This window comes from Rhizobium sp. Nf11,1, assembly GCF_050587665.1.
GTDB lineage: Bacteria > Pseudomonadota > Alphaproteobacteria > Rhizobiales > Rhizobiaceae > Rhizobium.
The window spans coordinates 352,483-369,132 of the sequence record NZ_JBOBHU010000001.1; the positions used below are offsets into that span (position 1 = coordinate 352,483).

Sequence of the window (16,650 nt, forward strand, 5' to 3'; positions counted from 1 at the left end):
CGGCCCACTATGCGAGCCCGTCAATCAGTTCGCGCAATTCGCCGAGATGGCCGATCTTGCGGAAGCGCGGCGCTTCCGTCGGTTCGTCCACATGTTCCAGCACCCAGGTGAGTTCGTGCGGCACGAAGACGCCGTAGCTGCCGGCGGCGATCGCCGGCACTATATCCGATTTCAGCGAATTGCCGACCATCATCGCTCGCTCCGGCCCGTCGCCAACCTTGGAGAAGATGCGGCGATAGGTGACGGCAGTCTTGTCGGACACGATCTCGACGGCATCGAAGAAGTCGCCGAGCCCGGATTGGGCGAGCTTACGCTCCTGGTCGAAGAGATCGCCCTTGGTGATCATGACAAGCAGATACTTGCCGGCGAGCGCCTCCAGCGTGTCGCGCGCATGCGGCATCGTCTCGACCGGATGGCTGAGCAGGTCGCGGCCAGTGTCGAGGATCTTGGCGATGACGCTCGCCGGCACCTTGCCCTCGGTGATCTCGATCGCCGTCTCGATCATCGATAGGGTGAAGCCCTTGATGCCGAAGCCGTAGTGGCGAAGATTGCGTTTCTCGGCTTCCAGCAGCCGCTCGGAGATCTTCGGGCCTTCGGCGAAATCGGCAAGAAGCTCGGTAAAATGAGCTTCCGTCAGTCGGTAAAATTGTTCGTTCTGCCAAAGCGTGTCGTCGGCGTCGAAGCCGATCGTCGTCAGTGCTCGCGTCGTCACATGTGCACCTCTTGAACTATGGCCGGCAATCTATCGGCCGCCTGTGTCGAGACAAGGGCTAAGTCGAGACAAGGGCGTCAGCCTTCGATGCGACAAGGCCTGGCGTTGAAAAGCGCCGCCGTCGCACTACATCGAATGGGCCTCACCCAGCAGCCAGCCACGGCTGTGCCTGTCGCGCGCAGGCCAATAATCAAAAGATGAAGTTCTTCCGTTCGCAAGTCCCTCTTGCGGCAGACACAAAGGATTTTTTCGACCATGCGTTACAATCAACTTGGAAATACGGGACTTTTCGTCTCGGAAATCTGCCTGGGCACGATGACCTTCGGCGAAGCCAAAGAAGGCAGCATGTGGGGCGCTATCGCCGATGTCGACCAGAATGCCGCCGACCGGATCGTCGAGCGCTCGCTTGTAGCAGGCGTCAATTTCATCGACACTGCCGACGTCTATTCATCAGGCGAGTCCGAAAGGCTGCTCGGCCAAGCGCTGAAGAACCTCGACATCCCCCGCAAGGACGTCGTCATCGCCACCAAGGTCTATGGCGTCATGGGCGACAAGCCGAACGACCGCGGCGCCTCGCGCGGCCATATCATGGATTCGGTCGAGGCGAGCCTCAAGCGGTTGCAGACCGATCATATCGACCTCTATCAGATCCACGCGACAGATACGGTGACGCCGATCGAGGAGACGTTGCGCGCTTTCGACGATCTCGTTTCGCGTGGTCTTGTGCGCTATATCGGCGTCTCCAACTGGCAGGCCTGGCGCATTTCCAAGGCGCTCGGTCTCTCCGAACGCCGCGGCTTTGCCCGGTTCGAAACGGTGCAGGCCTATTATTCCATCGCCGGCCGTGATCTCGAACGGGATATCGTGCCGATGATGCAGGAGGAAAAGCTCGGCCTGATGGTCTGGTCGCCGCTCGCCGGCGGCCTGCTCTCCGGCAAGTATGGTCCGGGCGCCCCCGGCAACGGCGAGGGCCGCCGCGCCAATTTCGACTTCCCGCCGGTCGACAAGGACAGGGCCTGGGCCTGCGTCGCCGTCATGCGCGAGATTGCCGAAAAGCATGGCGTCAGCGTCGCGACCGTTGCGCTCGCCTACATCCTCGCAAAGCCTTTCGTCACCTCGGTCATCATCGGCGCTAAGCGCGTCGACCAGCTCGACCGGAATCTGGCCGCCGTCAAGCTGAAGCTCGATGAAGACGATTTGAAGAAGCTCGACGAGGTCAGCGCCCTTGCCCCCGAATATCCGGGCTGGATGCTGTCACGCCAGGGCGCCGGCCGCCGGCCGGCCGACTTCGAACCGAAGGATTGATATCACCGGCGTTGCGTCGCCGCTGTCCGGTTCTGCCCCTCACCCTAACCCTCTCCCCGTAAAAACGGGGAGAGGGGACGTGCCTTGCGAGAGCGAAGTGGGAACGGAGAGGTCGCGGCTTGGTCCCTTCGCCCCGTTTGCGGGGAGAAGGTGGCGGCAGCCGGATGAGGGGCGGTCGAGCATGACGAAAGAGGCGGGGGACGCCTGACATCTCCGGCGTTCCCCTTTCAAAAACGAGCGGTTACTTGCCGTGAGCCTTGAGCCAGGCGTTCATCTCGGCGATCTCCGCTTCCTGCGCCTTGATCACGGCTTCGGCAAGTTTGCGGATCTCCGGATCCTTGCCGTATTGAAGCTCGATCTTGGCCATATCGATCGCACCTTGATGGTGAGGGATCATGCCGCGGACGAAATCGACATCGGCATCGCCTGTATATTCGATCATCATATGCTTGTGCATCTTGGCGTTCGCCTCGCTGAAGGCGAGGCTCGCGGCGTCGTGCTTGCCCATCGGCTTGCTCATATCCATGGGCTTGTCTTCGGCAAGGCCGGGAGCGGCAATGGCGGCGAGCATTGCGGTGAGGGCGATGATTTTCAGAGACATGAGAGGTCCTTCCTCTGTCTGAAAAAAGGTGTGCCGGGCGGCGGAGCCACCCGTTTGGCATGGACTGTATGGTGTCAGGACAGCCGGGGAGGGGGAGGCTGCGGAACGGGCCTGTTGTCATCGAGGGCGCGGGCAAGCGCCGGGGCGGGATAGCCGAAGACCGACTTTTGGCCATCCGTGACTGCGACCGCCGGCGGCAGCAGCAGACAGGCGGCGCAAAGCGGCATATGCGCGGCATTGCCGCTGCCACAGGGATCTTTCGAGGGAGCAGTCTTGTCCGCCGTCTCGGGCATATCCATGCCTGCCATCTGATGATGCATGCCGGTTTCGACGGCGGCGGGCGCATTCATCGATGCACAGGTCGGACAGCCGGCCCATGCGGACATGGCGCTGTAGACCAGCCAGCCGAGCAACATCGTCATGAGGCGGAAAGTGCGCATGCTATTTCATATAGGTGAATGCCGGGCGTAAGCCAATCCGGCTGACGGTGAACATTCGGTGACGGCACCGTCATGCCTCTCACCAGGCGGCAATGACCTTGTGCTCGATCTTATAGTCTTTGCTCTCCTCGCCGAGCGGCGCGACCGGCCATGTCCAGGCGGCTTTTGCCGGCGGCGGCGGAACGCCGTGCAGCAGGTCGGCCTCCTCATGCGTTTTGCCGTTGCGGTCGATGACCGCATAGGCGATGTCGGTCACCAGGCAGCTGCGGCAGGAGATGCCCGAAAGCCCGTCAAGATGCGCCGCGATCAGCCTTTCCACCGTATCGTCAGGCATCCGCTCCGCCTCTGCCTCATGGCGCCGTTTCACGCCGCGGCCGATCTGCGACAAGAGATTGGCGGAAACCACGAAATCGAGATAGGGCACGCTACGCAGGAAGCCGAGCGGTTCGGCTTCTTGCCCGGCCGCGAGTTCGTCATAGCCGGAGAGATCGCGCTCGATCAGCCGGACGTTGCGATAGCCCTTGGCCGCAAGCCACAGCCGCACTGAGGCGAGATGAACGAGATCGATGAGCACAACGGTGTCGAAATCGCGTACCAGCTCGTTGATCGGCACATCCCGCAGCAGGCCGGAGCCGAGCACGACGGCGGTCCGTTTCTGACGGAGCCCGGCCGCCGCCGCGCGGATAGCGTCGCGGCTCTTCTCCTCGTGGTCGGCCCAATCCCTGGCGCAACGCCCGGCCCGCGACCAGAGATTGACGGAATAGCCGATGAATTTTCGGTGGGCCTTGCCGGTCAGCGGCAATGTTGCGGCATAGAGAAGCGCCTCGATGATCATGAGCCTATCCGCATCCTAGACAATGCCTCTTGTTCAATCGATTCTGGCCGCGGCATCAAGGCCCTTCGCCCTTGCCGCTCCCCGCCCAATCCGCTAGGACACCGCCACTGTCACAGTCAGCGGAATTGCCGGAAATGAACGACAAGCAGAAGAAACCGCAAAAGCTCAAGGCCCGCCTGCCGCGCGGCTTCGTCGACCGGACGGCCGCCGATATCCGCGCCGTCAACGAGATGACGGCAAAGATCCGGGAAGTCTATGAGCATTATGGTTTCGATCCTGTCGAAACGCCGCTGTTCGAATATACCGATGCGCTCGGCAAGTTCCTGCCCGACAGCGACCGGCCGAACGAGGGCGTCTTCTCGCTGCAGGACGACGACGAGCAATGGATGTCGCTGCGCTACGATCTGACGGCGCCGCTCGCCCGTCATGTCGCCGAGAACTTCAACGAGATCCAGCTTCCCTACCGCACCTATCGCGCCGGTTACGTCTTCCGCAACGAGAAGCCGGGCCCCGGCCGCTTCCGCCAATTCATGCAGTTCGATGCCGATACGGTCGGCGCGCCCGGCGTCCAGGCCGATGCCGAAATGTGCATGATGATGGCCGATACGCTCGAGGCCCTCGGCATCAAGCGCGGCGACTACGTCATCCGCGTCAACAACCGCAAGGTTCTGGACGGCGTTTTGGAGGCGATCGGCCTCGGCGGCGACGACAAGGCCGGCCAGCGGCTCAACGTTCTGCGCGCCATCGATAAGCTCGACAAGTTCGGGCCGCAAGGTGTCTCGCTGCTGCTCGGCCCCGGCCGCAAGGATGAATCCGGCGACTTCACCAAGGGCGCCGGGCTCGACCAGGAGCAGATCGACAAGGTTCTGTTCTTCGTCGGCATCAGGGATTACGCCGAAAGCGCCGGCCGCCTGGCCGAACTCGTCGCGGGAACCTCGAAGGGCGGCGAAGGCGTCGAGGAGTTGAATTTCATCGGTGCGCTCGTCACGAGCGCCGGCTACGGATCCGACCGCATCAAGATCGATCCTTCGGTCGTACGCGGCCTCGAATATTATACCGGCCCGGTCTATGAGGCCGAGCTTCTCTTCGACGTCACCAATGAAAAGGGCGAGAAGGTCGTCTTCGGCTCGGTCGGCGGCGGCGGCCGTTATGACGGCCTGGTCTCACGCTTCATGGGCCAGCCGGTGCCGGCGACCGGCTTTTCGATCGGCGTCTCGCGCCTGATGACGGCGCTGAAGAACCTCGGCAAGCTCGGAGCGAGCGCGGTGATCGAGCCGGTGCTGGTGACCGTGATGGACGGCGACGTCGAGGCGATGGGCCGCTACCAGCGGATGACCCAGCAGCTGCGCGCCGCCGGCATCCGCGCCGAGATGTTCCAGGGCAACTGGAAGAAATTCGGCAACCAGTTGAAATATGCCGATCGCCGCGGCTGCCCTGTGGCGATCATCCAGGGCGGCGACGAGCGCGCCGGCGGTGTCGTCCAGATCAAGGATCTGATCGAGGGCAAGCGGCTTTCCGGCGAGATCGAGGACAATGCCAGCTGGCGCGAAGCCCGCGTGGCGCAGGAGACCGTGGCGGAAGCCGATCTCGTCGCCAAGGTGAAGGAAATCCTTGCCGCCCAGGCTGAGGATCGGAAGAGGGCTGATGGTGATGTCTGAGGCATACCCCCCTCTGCCCTGCCGGGCATCTCCCCCACAAGGGGGGAGATCGGATAGCAGCGGCCTCTCGCTTCAATCAACGGCCTTAGAAAGCCGAAGCCAATGTCCGGGCGGTCGATATCTTGGGAAACCGGTGCGTCTTGCCGATCTCCCCCCTTGTGGGGGAGATGCCCGGCAGGGCAGAGGGGGGTGCCTTCAGACACGCCCTTCACCTATTATTTGGAGCTCGGCATGCCCCTGATCAACCTCCCCGAATTCTCCAGCGAGCTGCTTGCCGAATTTGCCGCCCGGAGCGCCGAGCGCATCGATACGCCGGTCATTCAGCCGGCCGAGCCGTTCCTCGATATTGCCGGCGAGGATCTGCGCCGGCGCATCTTTATGACCGAGAGCGAAACCGGCGCCAGCCTCTGCCTGCGGCCCGAATTCACCATCCCCGTCTGTCTGCGCCACATCGAGACGGCGACCGGCACGCCCAAGCGTTACGCCTATCTCGGCGAGGTCTTCCGCCAGCGCCGCGACGGCGCCAATGAATTCTATCAGGCCGGCATCGAGGATCTCGGCGACATCGACATACCGGGCGCCGATGCGCGCGCCATCGGCGACGCCACCGGCATTCTCGCCCGGCTGCTGCCGGGCCGGCGCTTAGCCGTGACGTTGGGCGATCAGGCGGTGTTCGAGGCGGTCGTCCAGGCGCTCGGCCTGCCGCTCGGCTGGCAGAAGCGACTGATCCACGCTTTCGGCAACATGAGGCAACTGGAGGCGCTGCTGGCCGGCCTCGTCAGCCCGCAATTCGTCACCGGCCTCGACGATGATATCGCCAGGATTGTTGCCTCAGGCGACGATCAGGCGCTGGTCGCCCATATCGAGCACGAGATGCAGGCGACGGGTTACTCGACGAATGCCAGCCGCTCGCCGCTGGAGATCGCCCGCCGCCTCAAGGAAAAGCTCATCCTGTCCGAGACGCGTCTCGACGATGCCGCCTTCCATGTGCTGGAAGAGTTCCTGTCGCTGCACGTACCGCTCGTCAATGCGTCCGCAGCACTTGCCGGCTTTGCCGACGCTGCCGGCCTGAAGCTCGGCAATGCGCTGTCGCGCTTCAACGGCCGCGTTGCCGCCCTTGCCGATGCCGGCGTCGATCTGTCCTGCCTGGACTATCGCGCCGCTTTCGGGCGTCCGCTCGATTATTACACCGGTCTCGTCTTCGAGGTGACGGTGGAAGGTTCGAGCGCGGTTCTAGCCGGCGGCGGCCGCTTCGACCGGCTCTTAACCTTCCTCGGCGCGACGGACCGCATTCCGGCCGTCGGCTTCTCCTTCTGGCTCGACCGCATCGAAACCGAAAGGGCAGCCGCATGACCATCACGATCGCGCTTCCCTCGAAGGGCCGGATGAAGGACGACGCTTCGGCGATATTCGAGCGGGCCGGCATGCCGATCTCGGCGGTTGGCAACGACCGCTCCTATCGCGGCCGCGTCGAAGGCTGGGACGATGTGGAAATCGCCTTTCTCTCGGCCTCCGAAATCTCCCGTGAACTCGGCAACGGCACCATCGACTTCGGCGTCACCGGCGAGGACCTCATGCGCGAGGGCTTTTCCGAGGTCGACAAGCGTGTCGAATTCTGCGCCCGGCTCGGCTTCGGCCACGCCGATGTCGTCGTCGCGGTGCCCGAGATCTGGCTCGATGTCGACACCATGGCCGATCTCGGCGATGTCGCCGCCGATTTCCGCGCCCGCCACGGCCGACGGCTTGCCATCGCCACCAAATACTGGCGCCTGACCCAGCAGTTCTTTTCGAGCCAGCACGGCATCCAGCTTTATCGCATCGTCGAAAGCCTCGGTGCGACCGAGGGCGCTCCCGCCTCCGGTTCGGCCGATATCATCGTCGATATCACCTCTACCGGCTCGACGCTGCGGGCCAATCATCTGAAGGTGCTCCAAGACGGTGTCATCCTGCATTCAGAGGCTTGCCTCGTGCGCGCCCGCAAGGAGAGCCACGTGGACTCGCCGGTCGTGCAGGCGATCGTCGACGCGGTGCGCGCCGCCCTCTAATCTCTACTATCAACGCGCAAGAAAACCCGCCGTCAGTTCAATGACGGCGGGTTTTGCATGCTTGGGAGGAGATGGAATTAACGGGCAGCGACGGCCTGCAGACCACGGCGTGCGTCGATCGAATAGGCACCGGCACCGACGGTGGCGAGCAGGATGTACGCGCCGGCCAGCGTGATGTTCTTCATAACCATGATCTGGTTGAGAATGTTCACGAGTTCCGTGCCGCTAGCGTAGGGCAGATGGAAGGCAACGCCCGTAAAGACACAGAAGCCAGCGAGCAGCCAGCCGGCAATACGGACCTGGAAGCCTGCGAGAACCGCAAGGCCGGCCAGCAGTTCGAAAAGGCCTGCGACATAGGCCAACAGGGTTGCCGCCGGCAAGCCGGCACCGGCGATCATGCCCGCAGTACCGGCGGGATCGGTCAGCTTCATGAAGCCGGAAAGGATGAACATGAATGACAGAAGAATGCGGGCAATCAGGATGATGGCGTTCGACATGGATATTGTCTCCGTTTGAAGGCTCGGGAGATCTTGGTGCCCCGGCACGCTGTGGATCTCTGATACCCCTATGTCGCCGATTTCTTCCGTCATGGAAAGATAAACAGAAGGGGACGCTTCGTTCAACAATATGGAACAATACCCTCGCTTGCCTTTCCGGAGCATCGTCTTCTATGGTCGGCCGATGATATGGAGTCTCTTATGGCAGATCTTTCCGCATTTCCGATCACCACGCGCTGGCCGGCGAAAAATCCCGATATCATCCAGCTCTATTCACTGCAGACGCCGAACGGGGTGAAGGTATCGGCCGCCCTCGAAGAGCTCGGGCTCCCCTACGAGCCGCACTATATTTCCTTTGCCGCCAACGAGCAGAAGTCGCCGGAATTCGAATCGCTCAATCCGAACGGCCGCATTCCGGCGATCATCGATCCGAACGGGCCTGGGGGAAAGCCGATCGGGCTGTTCGAATCCGGCGCCATCCTGCTCTACCTCGCCGAAAAGACCGGAAAGCTCATCCCCGCCGATGCCGCCGGCCGCTATGAATGCATCCAGTGGGTGTTTTTCCAGATGGCCGGGATCGGCCCAATGCTCGGTCAGTTCGGGCATTTCTACAAATTCGCCGCCGACAAGGTCGCCAATAATTCCTATCCGGTGGAGCGCTACCGCGATGAATCCAAGCGGCTGCTCGGCGTGCTCGAAGGCCGGCTGAAAGGCCGCCAATGGATCATGGGTGATCAATATACGATTGCCGACATCACCACTTTCACCTGGATTCGCGGCGCCGATATCTTCTATGGCGGCCGTGAGATTCTCGAATATGCGAAATTCCCCGCCGTTTCCGATTGGCTGGAGCGCTGCATCGCGCGCCCGGCAAGCACCAGAGGCCTCAACATTCCTATCAAACCGGAGTAACGGACGATCCGCCGGAAAATGCAAAAGGCCGCCCTGCCGCCGGCCACTAACGTGGAATCGTGAGGACCATCTTAAGCAAAACCCCAATAACGCTGGTGGTCGGGGCATTACTCATGCCGGAGATTTCCTCAAACATTCAAGGCGGCTTCGATTGCCTGTCCCTTCCGGGGAGTGAACGTCAACCTTTGCAAGAACCCGCATCGGCCGAAATTCGGGATCGCCTCAGATGTGGAGGATCGGCGCGATAGGTCAACCGGAACAAGCAACCTCGTATCAAGGGCGCGATCCGCTTCGCCTGGCGACCGCAATCACGGCGGCATTCGGTCGAGCCAGACTTTTTTGACGCTGGCTTCCACAAATCGCAGATGGCGATGACTCTTTTCACCTTCTTGAACCGTCGTTGTTGCGACCGTCGTCGAGCGGTCGAATGAACGAGGACTGAGAAATGGATCTGGAAGGAAAGCGAATTGTGGTCGTCGGCGGGAGCCGCGGCTTGGGAAGTGGGCTTGCCGAGGCATTCGTTGCTCGCGCGGCCGAAGTCACCGTGGTCGCCCGAAACGCGACGGCTGTGCAGGGACCAGCTGAGCAACTGGCCGTCACCGCCATGTCGGCCGATGCAACTGATGCCGACGCGGCGTGGCGGATCATGGAGCAGACGCGACCTGATGTCGTCATCATGAATGCCGGTGCGAAACCGTCCATGGAGCGGATCGACCGGATTGGCTGGGAGGCATTCACGACCAACTGGAATGTAGACGTCAAGGCTGCGCTGCATTGGGTACAGGCTGCCCTGACCTTGCCAATGGCGCCGGGCGGGCTCGTCGTGCTGGTCTCCAGCGGAGCCGCCGTGCAGGGGTCGCCGCTATCGGGAGGTTATGCCGGCGCCAAGCGCGCGCAGTGGTTCATTGCAAAATATGCCGACGACTTGTCGGCGGAACTCGGCCTCGGCTTGCGGTTCCGGGTCATCGTTCCCCGGCAGATGTTCGTTGGAACTGGTGTGGGCGATACCGGAATCCGGGCCTATGCTGCGAAGGCGAGTCGGACATTTGCCGAACAGGCCGCCACCTGGCCGGACATGACGCCGCGGGCTTTCGGTGATACGGTCGCCGAACTGATCGGCGATTCCGGCCTCGCTGAGGCCATGGTCTATGCCGTGCGTGGGGATACGGGTGTGACGGTCATCGAATGACGAAAGACCCAGCTCTCGGGACTGAAGAGAGGAAAACTCTGCTTGCAGACCTGGCCAGGGAAGCGGACGCGCTTCGCCCCCAACTGCATCGTTACGCTGCTCGTCTCGTGGGTTCGGTGATCGACGGCGAGGACGTGATTCAGGACGCGTTTGCCAAGGTATTTGCGACGGCTGGCTCGATCCCACCAGGCACGTCGCTGCGACCGTGGCTGTTTCGCATCGTCCACAATCGAGCCATAGATTCCCTGCGCCAGCGCAGTACGCGCCGGTCGGAGCCGCTTGAGATGGCCTTTGATCTGCCCGATATCAGCGCAGTCGGCGCGGAGGACGCGCTGATCCGGCGGGACACGGTGCGAGTCGCCCTGGGTCATTTTGCAGAATTGCCGGTGCCGCAACGCAGCGCGGTAATCCTCAAGGATGTGTTGGGAGAGTCGCTTGCGGATATCGCAGCGCTGCTCGAACTGAGTGTCGACGCCGTCAAGGCCCATCTGTCGCGCGGTAGGGCGAGATTGCGTGCGATCTCCGACGTGCGGTCTGACGTTGCGCCGTTGCCAAGTCCCGAGGCCCTGAACTTTGCAGCGCTCTTCAATGCCCAAGATTGGGACACGCTGCGTCGCTTGCTGGCTGATGACGTTCGGCTTCGCCAGGCGCGACGGCCTGAAATCTCGGGTGCCGCCGATGTGGGTCGATTTTTCACTTATTATGCCGAATATCCGCGCGTCAGGGTCGAACCTGCCTGGCTGGAAGGCAGGGAAATATTCCTGGTTTCGGCCGAACCGGCGAGCGGGCCTTCCTATTTCATGCTGCTCGAATGGCGGGGGCAAGAGATAAGCCTTATCCGCGACCATCGCTATGCGACCTATGTCATGGATGGTGCTGATGTCATGCCGGCCGCATCGCGGTGACCGATACTGGTCGAGACGTGCTTCCTCGCGGCCCGCTATGCGCGGCCACTTGCGGACGTTTCGTAAAACATGACTATTCCCGCTATGCCAAAGGGTACGCTGCGATTCCTCTTTGATTTTGCGGCCGGCGGCCGCTTGCGGGCGGGTGATGAAGCTACCCAATCCAAATTGGCCGCCGGACCGCTTGATGCGATAGTACGGATAGCTGCAATGGGCCCGTCGGTCGTGGGCTGAAAATGTGGAACCGCAAAATTTAGCGATTCCACATTTACGTTATGGCCGGGCCATGAGCGGCCTCTATCTAGCGTCGCCGGTCTTATTGCCGGCTGGTGATCTGCCTTGCGCCTTCGAGCTTGAAGCGAGGGAAGATGAAGACGCCGGTTATGCTGCCGCTGTATTTCTCCTCGAGCCCGTTCGACTCGCCCATGCAGAACAGTGGCTGGCGCAAGCCGTTCGGCATGATGATTGTCGTTGAAAAGCAGAAGGAGGAGCAGTGCGTCGCCACCTGCTCGAACAGTTCCAGCACGCGGGCTCGATCCTTGCTATCGTAGCAGCGGATTAGGTTCAGCAGCCCGCATTCCTCGGCGGAAAGGCCGTGCAGCATCGCGCTCCATTTGCCGAGACGGATCAGGCCGCTCGAAAAATCTCCGGTCCAGCTTTCGGAAACCGACAACTGCGCCAGCATCTGGTGATTTTGATGGTTGTCGTTCAGCGAGCCGGTCATCAAGGGCACGGCTGCATTGGCTTTGGCGATCTTAAACAAGGCGTTCCCCAGTTCGGATGCGGCTCCTCCGCCGCACGCTCGGCAAACACAAAGAAACAGGATCATGGGACGGCGGGCATGATGCCCGCGCCTACATCGGCGATCGCTGCAGCCATTCGAGTCTCCGGACCTGAGCCCTTCGAACACGCATCTATGGCATCGCCTTCCCGCGCTCGTCTGACAGCGAAAATGATCGCCGGGCGCGCTTCGATTGCAGCCGCGGATTTATAGGAGCTTTTGCACAAACGGCAACGGCTTTTTGAGCCTGTTCGGATCGGCATTGTTTGTGAGAGATGTCGGCATCACCACGCTCTTCAGCCAGAAGTGACCAGTTTCGGCGTTTTTCGGACGGTTTAGCATCTATTGCGTGAGAAACCTTCCCCGGGAAGCAATCTCCCGCGCACTTTCCGGCATTGGAAAAAGAGCAGCGACGCAAGCCTGACGAAAGCTTCGAGGTCGGCTGACGCGCTGCACGGGATAAAATAGTGCGCAACGGAACGAATCGCAGCGGACAAAAGAAAAGGGCGACCCGGGGCCGCCCTTCCTGTTCCGGATGTGCCGGAATGGATGTCAGTGACGGCTTTCGCCTATCACATCATGTCCATTCCACCCATGCCGCCCATGCCGCCCGGCATAGCCGGAGCGTCCTTCTTCGGCAGCTCGGCGATCATGGCTTCGGTGGTGATCAGCAGCGATGCGACGGAAGCGGCATCCTGCAGGGCGGTACGAACGACCTTGACAGGGTCGATGATGCCCATGCCGATCATGTCGCCATATTCGCCGGTCTGGGCGTTGTAGCCGTAGTTGTCCTGATCCTTGTCGAGGATTTTGCCGACAACGATCGAAGCTTCGTCACCAGCGTTTTCAGCGATCTGGCGGGCCGGAGCCTGCAGAGCGCGGCGAACGATGTTGATGCCGGCTTCCTGGTCGTCGTTGATACCCTTGGCGGAGATCTTGACGGAAGAACGCAGCAGGGCAACGCCGCCGCCCGGTACGATACCTTCCTGAACGGCAGCGCGCGTCGCGTTGAGGGCGTCGTCGATGCGGTCCTTCTTTTCCTTCACTTCGACTTCCGTCGAGCCGCCGACGCGGATGACGGCAACACCGCCGGCGAGCTTGGCAAGACGTTCCTGCAGCTTCTCGCGGTCGTAGTCGGAGGTGGTTTCTTCGATCTGGGCCTTGATCTGGGCAACACGGCCTTCGATGTCGGACTTAGCGCCCGAACCGTCGACGATCGTGGTGTTTTCCTTGGAGATCGAAACCTTCTTGGCGCGGCCGAGCATGTCGAGCGTGACGCTCTCGAGCTTGATGCCGAGGTCTTCGGAGATGACGGTGCCGCCGGTCAGGATGGCGATGTCTTCGAGCATGGCCTTGCGGCGGTCGCCGAAGCCGGGTGCCTTGACGGCAGCGATCTTCAGGCCGCCACGCAGCTTGTTGACGACGAGCGTAGCAAGGGCTTCGCCTTCGACGTCTTCAGCGATGATGAGGAGCGGCTTGCCGGTCTGGACGACGGCTTCGAGAACCGGGAGCATCGACTGCAGGTTCGAGAGCTTCTTCTCGTGGAGGAGAATGAAGACGTCTTCGAGGTCGGCGACCATCTTTTCCGGGTTGGTGACGAAGTAGGGGCTGAGGTAGCCGCGGTCGAACTGCATGCCTTCGACGACTTCGAGTTCGGTTTCGGCGGTCTTGGCTTCTTCAACCGTGATGACGCCTTCGTTGCCGACCTTCTGCATGGCTTCGGCAATGTCGAGACCGACCTGGCGTTCGCCGTTTGCGGAGATCGTGCCGACCTGGGCGACTTCTTCCGAAGTGTTGATCTTCTTGGCCTTGGCCTGGAGATCCTTGACGACTTCGGCAACGGCGAGATCGATGCCGCGCTTCAGGTCCATCGGGTTCATGCCGGCGGCAACGGCCTTGGCGCCTTCGCGAACGATCGCCTGGGCAAGAACGGTTGCAGTCGTGGTGCCGTCACCGGCGATGTCGTTGGTCTTCGAAGCGACTTCGCGGACCATCTGGGCGCCCATGTTTTCGAACTTGTCTTCAAGTTCGATTTCCTTGGCGACGGAAACGCCGTCCTTGGTGATGCGCGGAGCGCCGAAGGACTTGTCGATGATGACGTTACGGCCCTTCGGGCCGAGCGTGACCTTCACTGCATCGGCGAGAATGTCGACGCCGCGCAGCATCTTTTCGCGCGCGGTGCGGCCAAACTTGATTTCTTTAGCTGCCATGTTTGTGTCTCCTGAATTCGATTTGTTCGGGCAAAAAGCCCGTCAGCCATTTCGGGAAAGCGGATCGGCCGATCAGCCGATGATGCCCATGATGTCGGCTTCCTTCATGATCAGAAGGTCTTCGCCGTTGATCTTGACTTCAGTGCCGGACCACTTGCCGAACAGAACGCGGTCGCCAGCCTTGACGTCGAGAGCGACGACCTTGCCGGACTCGTCACGAGCGCCGGAGCCGACGGCGACGATTTCGCCTTCCTGCGGCTTCTCCTTGGCGGTGTCGGGAATGATGATGCCGCCCTTGGTCTTTTCTTCGGACTCGACGCGACGAACGACGACGCGGTCGTGAAGCGGACGGAAATTGGTGCTTGCCATTGTCTAATCCCTCGATCGAATGACATTCGCGGACCGGAGCGGCCCGCATGGATAAGTGTTAGCACTCCTCTCTGGTGAGTACTAGCGCTCGAGCATTTAGGGATGGCTCCGAGAGGAGTCAATGAGAGCAATCACGAATTTTTGTGCCGGAATTGTGAAGAGGCGGCGAATTATCGGAGGTTCCCGCCGAAATCTTGTCTGGCATGGCAACGTTGCCAGACCTTGCCGTACCCTCTCGCCGGGATTGCCGAGGATCTTGTCTGCCAAGGTGAAGAAAATGCCTTGCCATCGCCTTGCGCCTTTGCAATGTCACCGGTGACTGAAGCAAATCGGGAAATTGGAATGGCCAGGCGGATAGGAAACTTCTCGGAGATCACAGATCGCTATGACGTGGTGCTCTGCGACGTCTGGGGCGTCGTTCATAACGGCGTCGATCCGTTTCCGAAGGCCGCCGCCGCCCTTCAATCCGCGCGTGAGAGCGGCCTTGCCGTCGTCCTCATCACTAATTCGCCGCGCCTTTCCTGGCAAGTGGTCGAGCAGCTGCGCCATATCGGCGTTCCCGACGGCGCCTATGACCGGATCGTCACCTCGGGGGACGTCACCCGCGGGCTGATTTCCGAGGGGCCGAAGACGGTCTTTCTGCTCGGCCCCGAGCGCGACAAGGCGCTTCTTGAAGGCATCGGCGTCGAGCGCCGGCCGGCCGGTGAAGCGCAATCGCTCGTCTGCACTGGCTTTTTCGACGACGAGACCGAAAAGCCCGAGGACTACACCGACATGCTCCTCGATTTCCAGGCGCGCGACGTGCCGATGATCTGCGCCAATCCCGACCTCGTCGTCGAACGCGGCCATCGCATCATCCCCTGTGCCGGCGCCATGGCTGCCTATTACGAGCAGCTCGGCGGTAAAACCCGCATTGCCGGCAAGCCGCACCGGCCGATTTACGAGGCGACACTTTCGGCCGCCCGCGAGCTTCGCGGCGATTTTTCCGCCGACCGTGTGCTGGCGATCGGCGACGGTATGCCGACGGATGTGCGCGGCGCCTTGAATTTCGGCCTGGATCTTCTCTACATCAGCGGCGGGATCCATGCCAAGGAATACACCTTGAACGGCGAGACCGACGAGGCGATCCTCAACGCCTATCTCGAGCGGGAGAAGGCCGCGCCGAAGTGGTGGATGCCGCGCCTTGCATGAAGAGAAGCCAGCCGATGACCGTCTTCCACCGCAATGAAACCCGCGAAGCCTTGCCTGCCCATCTGAAGGGCGGGGTCATTGCCATCGGCAATTTCGACGGCGTGCATCGCGGCCATCAATCGGTGCTGAACCGCGCGCTCGAAATAGCGAAGGCGCGCGGCATTCCTGCCCTGGTGCTGACCTTCGAGCCGCATCCGCGCACGGTGTTCCGGCCGCTGACACCGGTCTTCCGGCTGACACCCGCGCCGCTGAAGGCCCGGATTCTGGAAACGCTCGGTTTCAACGCAGTCATCGAATATCCTTTCGACTACGAATTTTCGCAGCGCTCGGCCGACGATTTCATCCATTCGATCCTGAAGGATTGGCTAGGCGCCACCGAAGTCGTCACCGGCTTCGATTTCCATTTCGGCCGCGGCCGCGAAGGCGGGCCTGCCTTCCTGATGAATGCCGGCCAGACCTATGGTTTCGGCGTCACCCTGATCGACGCCTTCCGCGACGAGAACGCCGATGTCGTCTCATCGAGCCATATCCGGGCGCTCCTGAAGGACGGCAATGTCAGCGAAGCCGCCGGCATGCTCGGCTACCGCTATACGGTCGAAGCCGAGGTGATCGACGGCGAAAAGCTCGGCCGGCAGCTCGGTTTTCCCACCGCCAATATGCGCCTGCCGCCCGAGGCCGAACTCGCCGCCGGCATCTACGCCGTCCGCTTCCGCCGCCGGGACGGAACGCTCCACGATGCCGTCGCGAGCTACGGCCGCCGCCCGACGGTGACGGAAAACGGCGCGCCGCTGCTCGAAACCTATCTGTTCGATTTTCACGGCGATCTCTACGGCCAGCTCTGCGCCGTCTCCTTCTTCGGCTATCTTAGACCCGAGCTGAAATTCGACGGGCTCGATCCGCTCGTCGCCCAGATCAAACGCGACGAAGAGGAGGCGAGGGCGCTGCTGGCGGGCGTTACGCCGCTCGGCGAGCTCGATCGGAAGCTTTGCTTCGCCTGAGT

17 protein-coding genes are annotated in these 16,650 nt (G+C 61.7%); 9 read left to right on the forward strand and 8 right to left on the reverse strand.

Features of this window, described 5'->3' with window-relative positions; genetic code table 11:
* Nucleotides 1–7: 7 nt before the first annotated feature.
* Nucleotides 8–712, reverse strand: a complete 705-nt coding sequence (locus ACQ7C1_RS01725; protein ID WP_430957080.1) for an HAD family hydrolase — start codon at nt 710–712, stop codon at nt 8–10.
* 255 nt (nt 713–967) lie between these two features.
* Here ACQ7C1_RS01725 and ACQ7C1_RS01730 point away from each other — a divergent pair, with 255 nt between their 5' ends.
* The gene (locus tag ACQ7C1_RS01730; protein WP_430957081.1) at nt 968–2,017 is read left to right on the forward strand and encodes an aldo/keto reductase; all 1,050 of its coding nucleotides are present in this window, start codon (nt 968–970) and stop codon (nt 2,015–2,017) included.
* A 241-nt stretch (nt 2,018–2,258) separates the two neighbouring features.
* On the opposite strand, the gene copM is transcribed toward ACQ7C1_RS01730, so the two are convergent.
* The 3 genes from copM to ACQ7C1_RS01745 all read right to left on the reverse strand — a co-directional run bounded on the left by copM (nt 2,259) and on the right by ACQ7C1_RS01745 (nt 3,893).
* On the reverse strand, nt 2,259–2,618 hold the full coding sequence (gene copM, locus ACQ7C1_RS01735) for a CopM family metallochaperone (RefSeq protein ID WP_430957082.1): 360 nt from the start codon (nt 2,616–2,618) through the stop codon (nt 2,259–2,261).
* Nucleotides 2,619–2,692: 74 nt separating this feature from the next.
* Nucleotides 2,693–3,058, reverse strand: a complete 366-nt coding sequence (locus tag ACQ7C1_RS01740; protein WP_430957083.1) for a hypothetical protein — start codon at nt 3,056–3,058, stop codon at nt 2,693–2,695.
* A 79-nt stretch (nt 3,059–3,137) separates the two neighbouring features.
* Nucleotides 3,138–3,893, reverse strand: a complete 756-nt coding sequence (locus tag ACQ7C1_RS01745) for a hypothetical protein (RefSeq protein WP_430957084.1) — start codon at nt 3,891–3,893, stop codon at nt 3,138–3,140.
* A 134-nt stretch (nt 3,894–4,027) separates the two neighbouring features.
* Between ACQ7C1_RS01745 and hisS the strand changes: the two genes are divergently transcribed.
* From hisS to hisG, 3 genes are all read left to right on the forward strand, one after another.
* Nucleotides 4,028–5,551 carry a histidine--tRNA ligase gene (hisS, locus tag ACQ7C1_RS01750; protein WP_430957085.1) on the forward strand — a complete coding sequence of 508 codons (1,524 nt, stop codon included), beginning with the start codon at nt 4,028–4,030 and terminating at the stop codon, nt 5,549–5,551.
* A 231-nt stretch (nt 5,552–5,782) separates the two neighbouring features.
* Nucleotides 5,783–6,904, forward strand: a complete 1,122-nt coding sequence (locus ACQ7C1_RS01755; protein ID WP_183702927.1) for an ATP phosphoribosyltransferase regulatory subunit — start codon at nt 5,783–5,785, stop codon at nt 6,902–6,904.
* The gene (gene hisG, locus ACQ7C1_RS01760) at nt 6,901–7,596 is read left to right on the forward strand and encodes an ATP phosphoribosyltransferase (RefSeq protein ID WP_430957086.1); all 696 of its coding nucleotides are present in this window, start codon (nt 6,901–6,903) and stop codon (nt 7,594–7,596) included. The genes ACQ7C1_RS01755 and hisG overlap by 4 nt, the downstream gene beginning before the upstream one ends.
* A 77-nt stretch (nt 7,597–7,673) precedes the next feature.
* On the opposite strand, the gene ACQ7C1_RS01765 is transcribed toward hisG, so the two are convergent.
* A complete protein-coding gene (locus tag ACQ7C1_RS01765) occupies nt 7,674–8,093 on the reverse strand; it encodes a DoxX family protein (protein ID WP_085777104.1) in 420 nt (139 codons plus the stop codon).
* Nucleotides 8,094–8,294: 201 nt separating this feature from the next.
* On the opposite strand from ACQ7C1_RS01765, the gene ACQ7C1_RS01770 reads away from it, so the two are divergent.
* The 3 genes from ACQ7C1_RS01770 to ACQ7C1_RS01780 all read left to right on the forward strand — a co-directional run bounded on the left by ACQ7C1_RS01770 (nt 8,295) and on the right by ACQ7C1_RS01780 (nt 11,099).
* Nucleotides 8,295–9,005, forward strand: a complete 711-nt coding sequence (locus ACQ7C1_RS01770; protein ID WP_430957087.1) for a glutathione binding-like protein — start codon at nt 8,295–8,297, stop codon at nt 9,003–9,005.
* Nucleotides 9,006–9,450: 445 nt separating this feature from the next.
* A complete protein-coding gene (locus ACQ7C1_RS01775; RefSeq protein ID WP_430957088.1) occupies nt 9,451–10,194 on the forward strand; it encodes an SDR family NAD(P)-dependent oxidoreductase in 744 nt (247 codons plus the stop codon).
* A complete protein-coding gene (locus ACQ7C1_RS01780) occupies nt 10,191–11,099 on the forward strand; it encodes a sigma-70 family RNA polymerase sigma factor (RefSeq protein ID WP_430957089.1) in 909 nt (302 codons plus the stop codon). The genes ACQ7C1_RS01775 and ACQ7C1_RS01780 overlap by 4 nt, the downstream gene beginning before the upstream one ends.
* A 316-nt stretch (nt 11,100–11,415) precedes the next feature.
* On the opposite strand, the gene ACQ7C1_RS01785 is transcribed toward ACQ7C1_RS01780, so the two are convergent.
* The 3 genes from ACQ7C1_RS01785 to groES all read right to left on the reverse strand — a co-directional run bounded on the left by ACQ7C1_RS01785 (nt 11,416) and on the right by groES (nt 14,459).
* Nucleotides 11,416–11,862 carry a hypothetical protein gene (locus tag ACQ7C1_RS01785; protein WP_430957090.1) on the reverse strand — a complete coding sequence of 149 codons (447 nt, stop codon included), beginning with the start codon at nt 11,860–11,862 and terminating at the stop codon, nt 11,416–11,418.
* Between the two features lie 590 nt (nt 11,863–12,452).
* Entirely contained in the window at nt 12,453–14,090 is a 1,638-nt protein-coding gene (groL, locus tag ACQ7C1_RS01790; RefSeq protein WP_085777109.1) for a chaperonin GroEL, read from the reverse strand.
* A gap of 72 nt (nt 14,091–14,162) precedes the next feature.
* Nucleotides 14,163–14,459, reverse strand: coding sequence for a co-chaperone GroES (gene groES, locus ACQ7C1_RS01795; protein ID WP_004675403.1), 297 nt, complete (start codon nt 14,457–14,459; stop codon nt 14,163–14,165).
* 342 nt (nt 14,460–14,801) lie between these two features.
* Here groES and ACQ7C1_RS01800 point away from each other — a divergent pair, with 342 nt between their 5' ends.
* Complete coding sequence (locus ACQ7C1_RS01800) at nt 14,802–15,650, forward strand: TIGR01459 family HAD-type hydrolase (protein ID WP_430957091.1); 849 nt, start codon at nt 14,802–14,804, stop codon at nt 15,648–15,650.
* Nucleotides 15,651–15,664: 14 nt separating this feature from the next.
* Nucleotides 15,665–16,648, forward strand: a complete 984-nt coding sequence (locus ACQ7C1_RS01805) for a bifunctional riboflavin kinase/FAD synthetase (protein WP_430957245.1) — start codon at nt 15,665–15,667, stop codon at nt 16,646–16,648.
* Nucleotides 16,649–16,650: the final 2 nt, after the last annotated feature.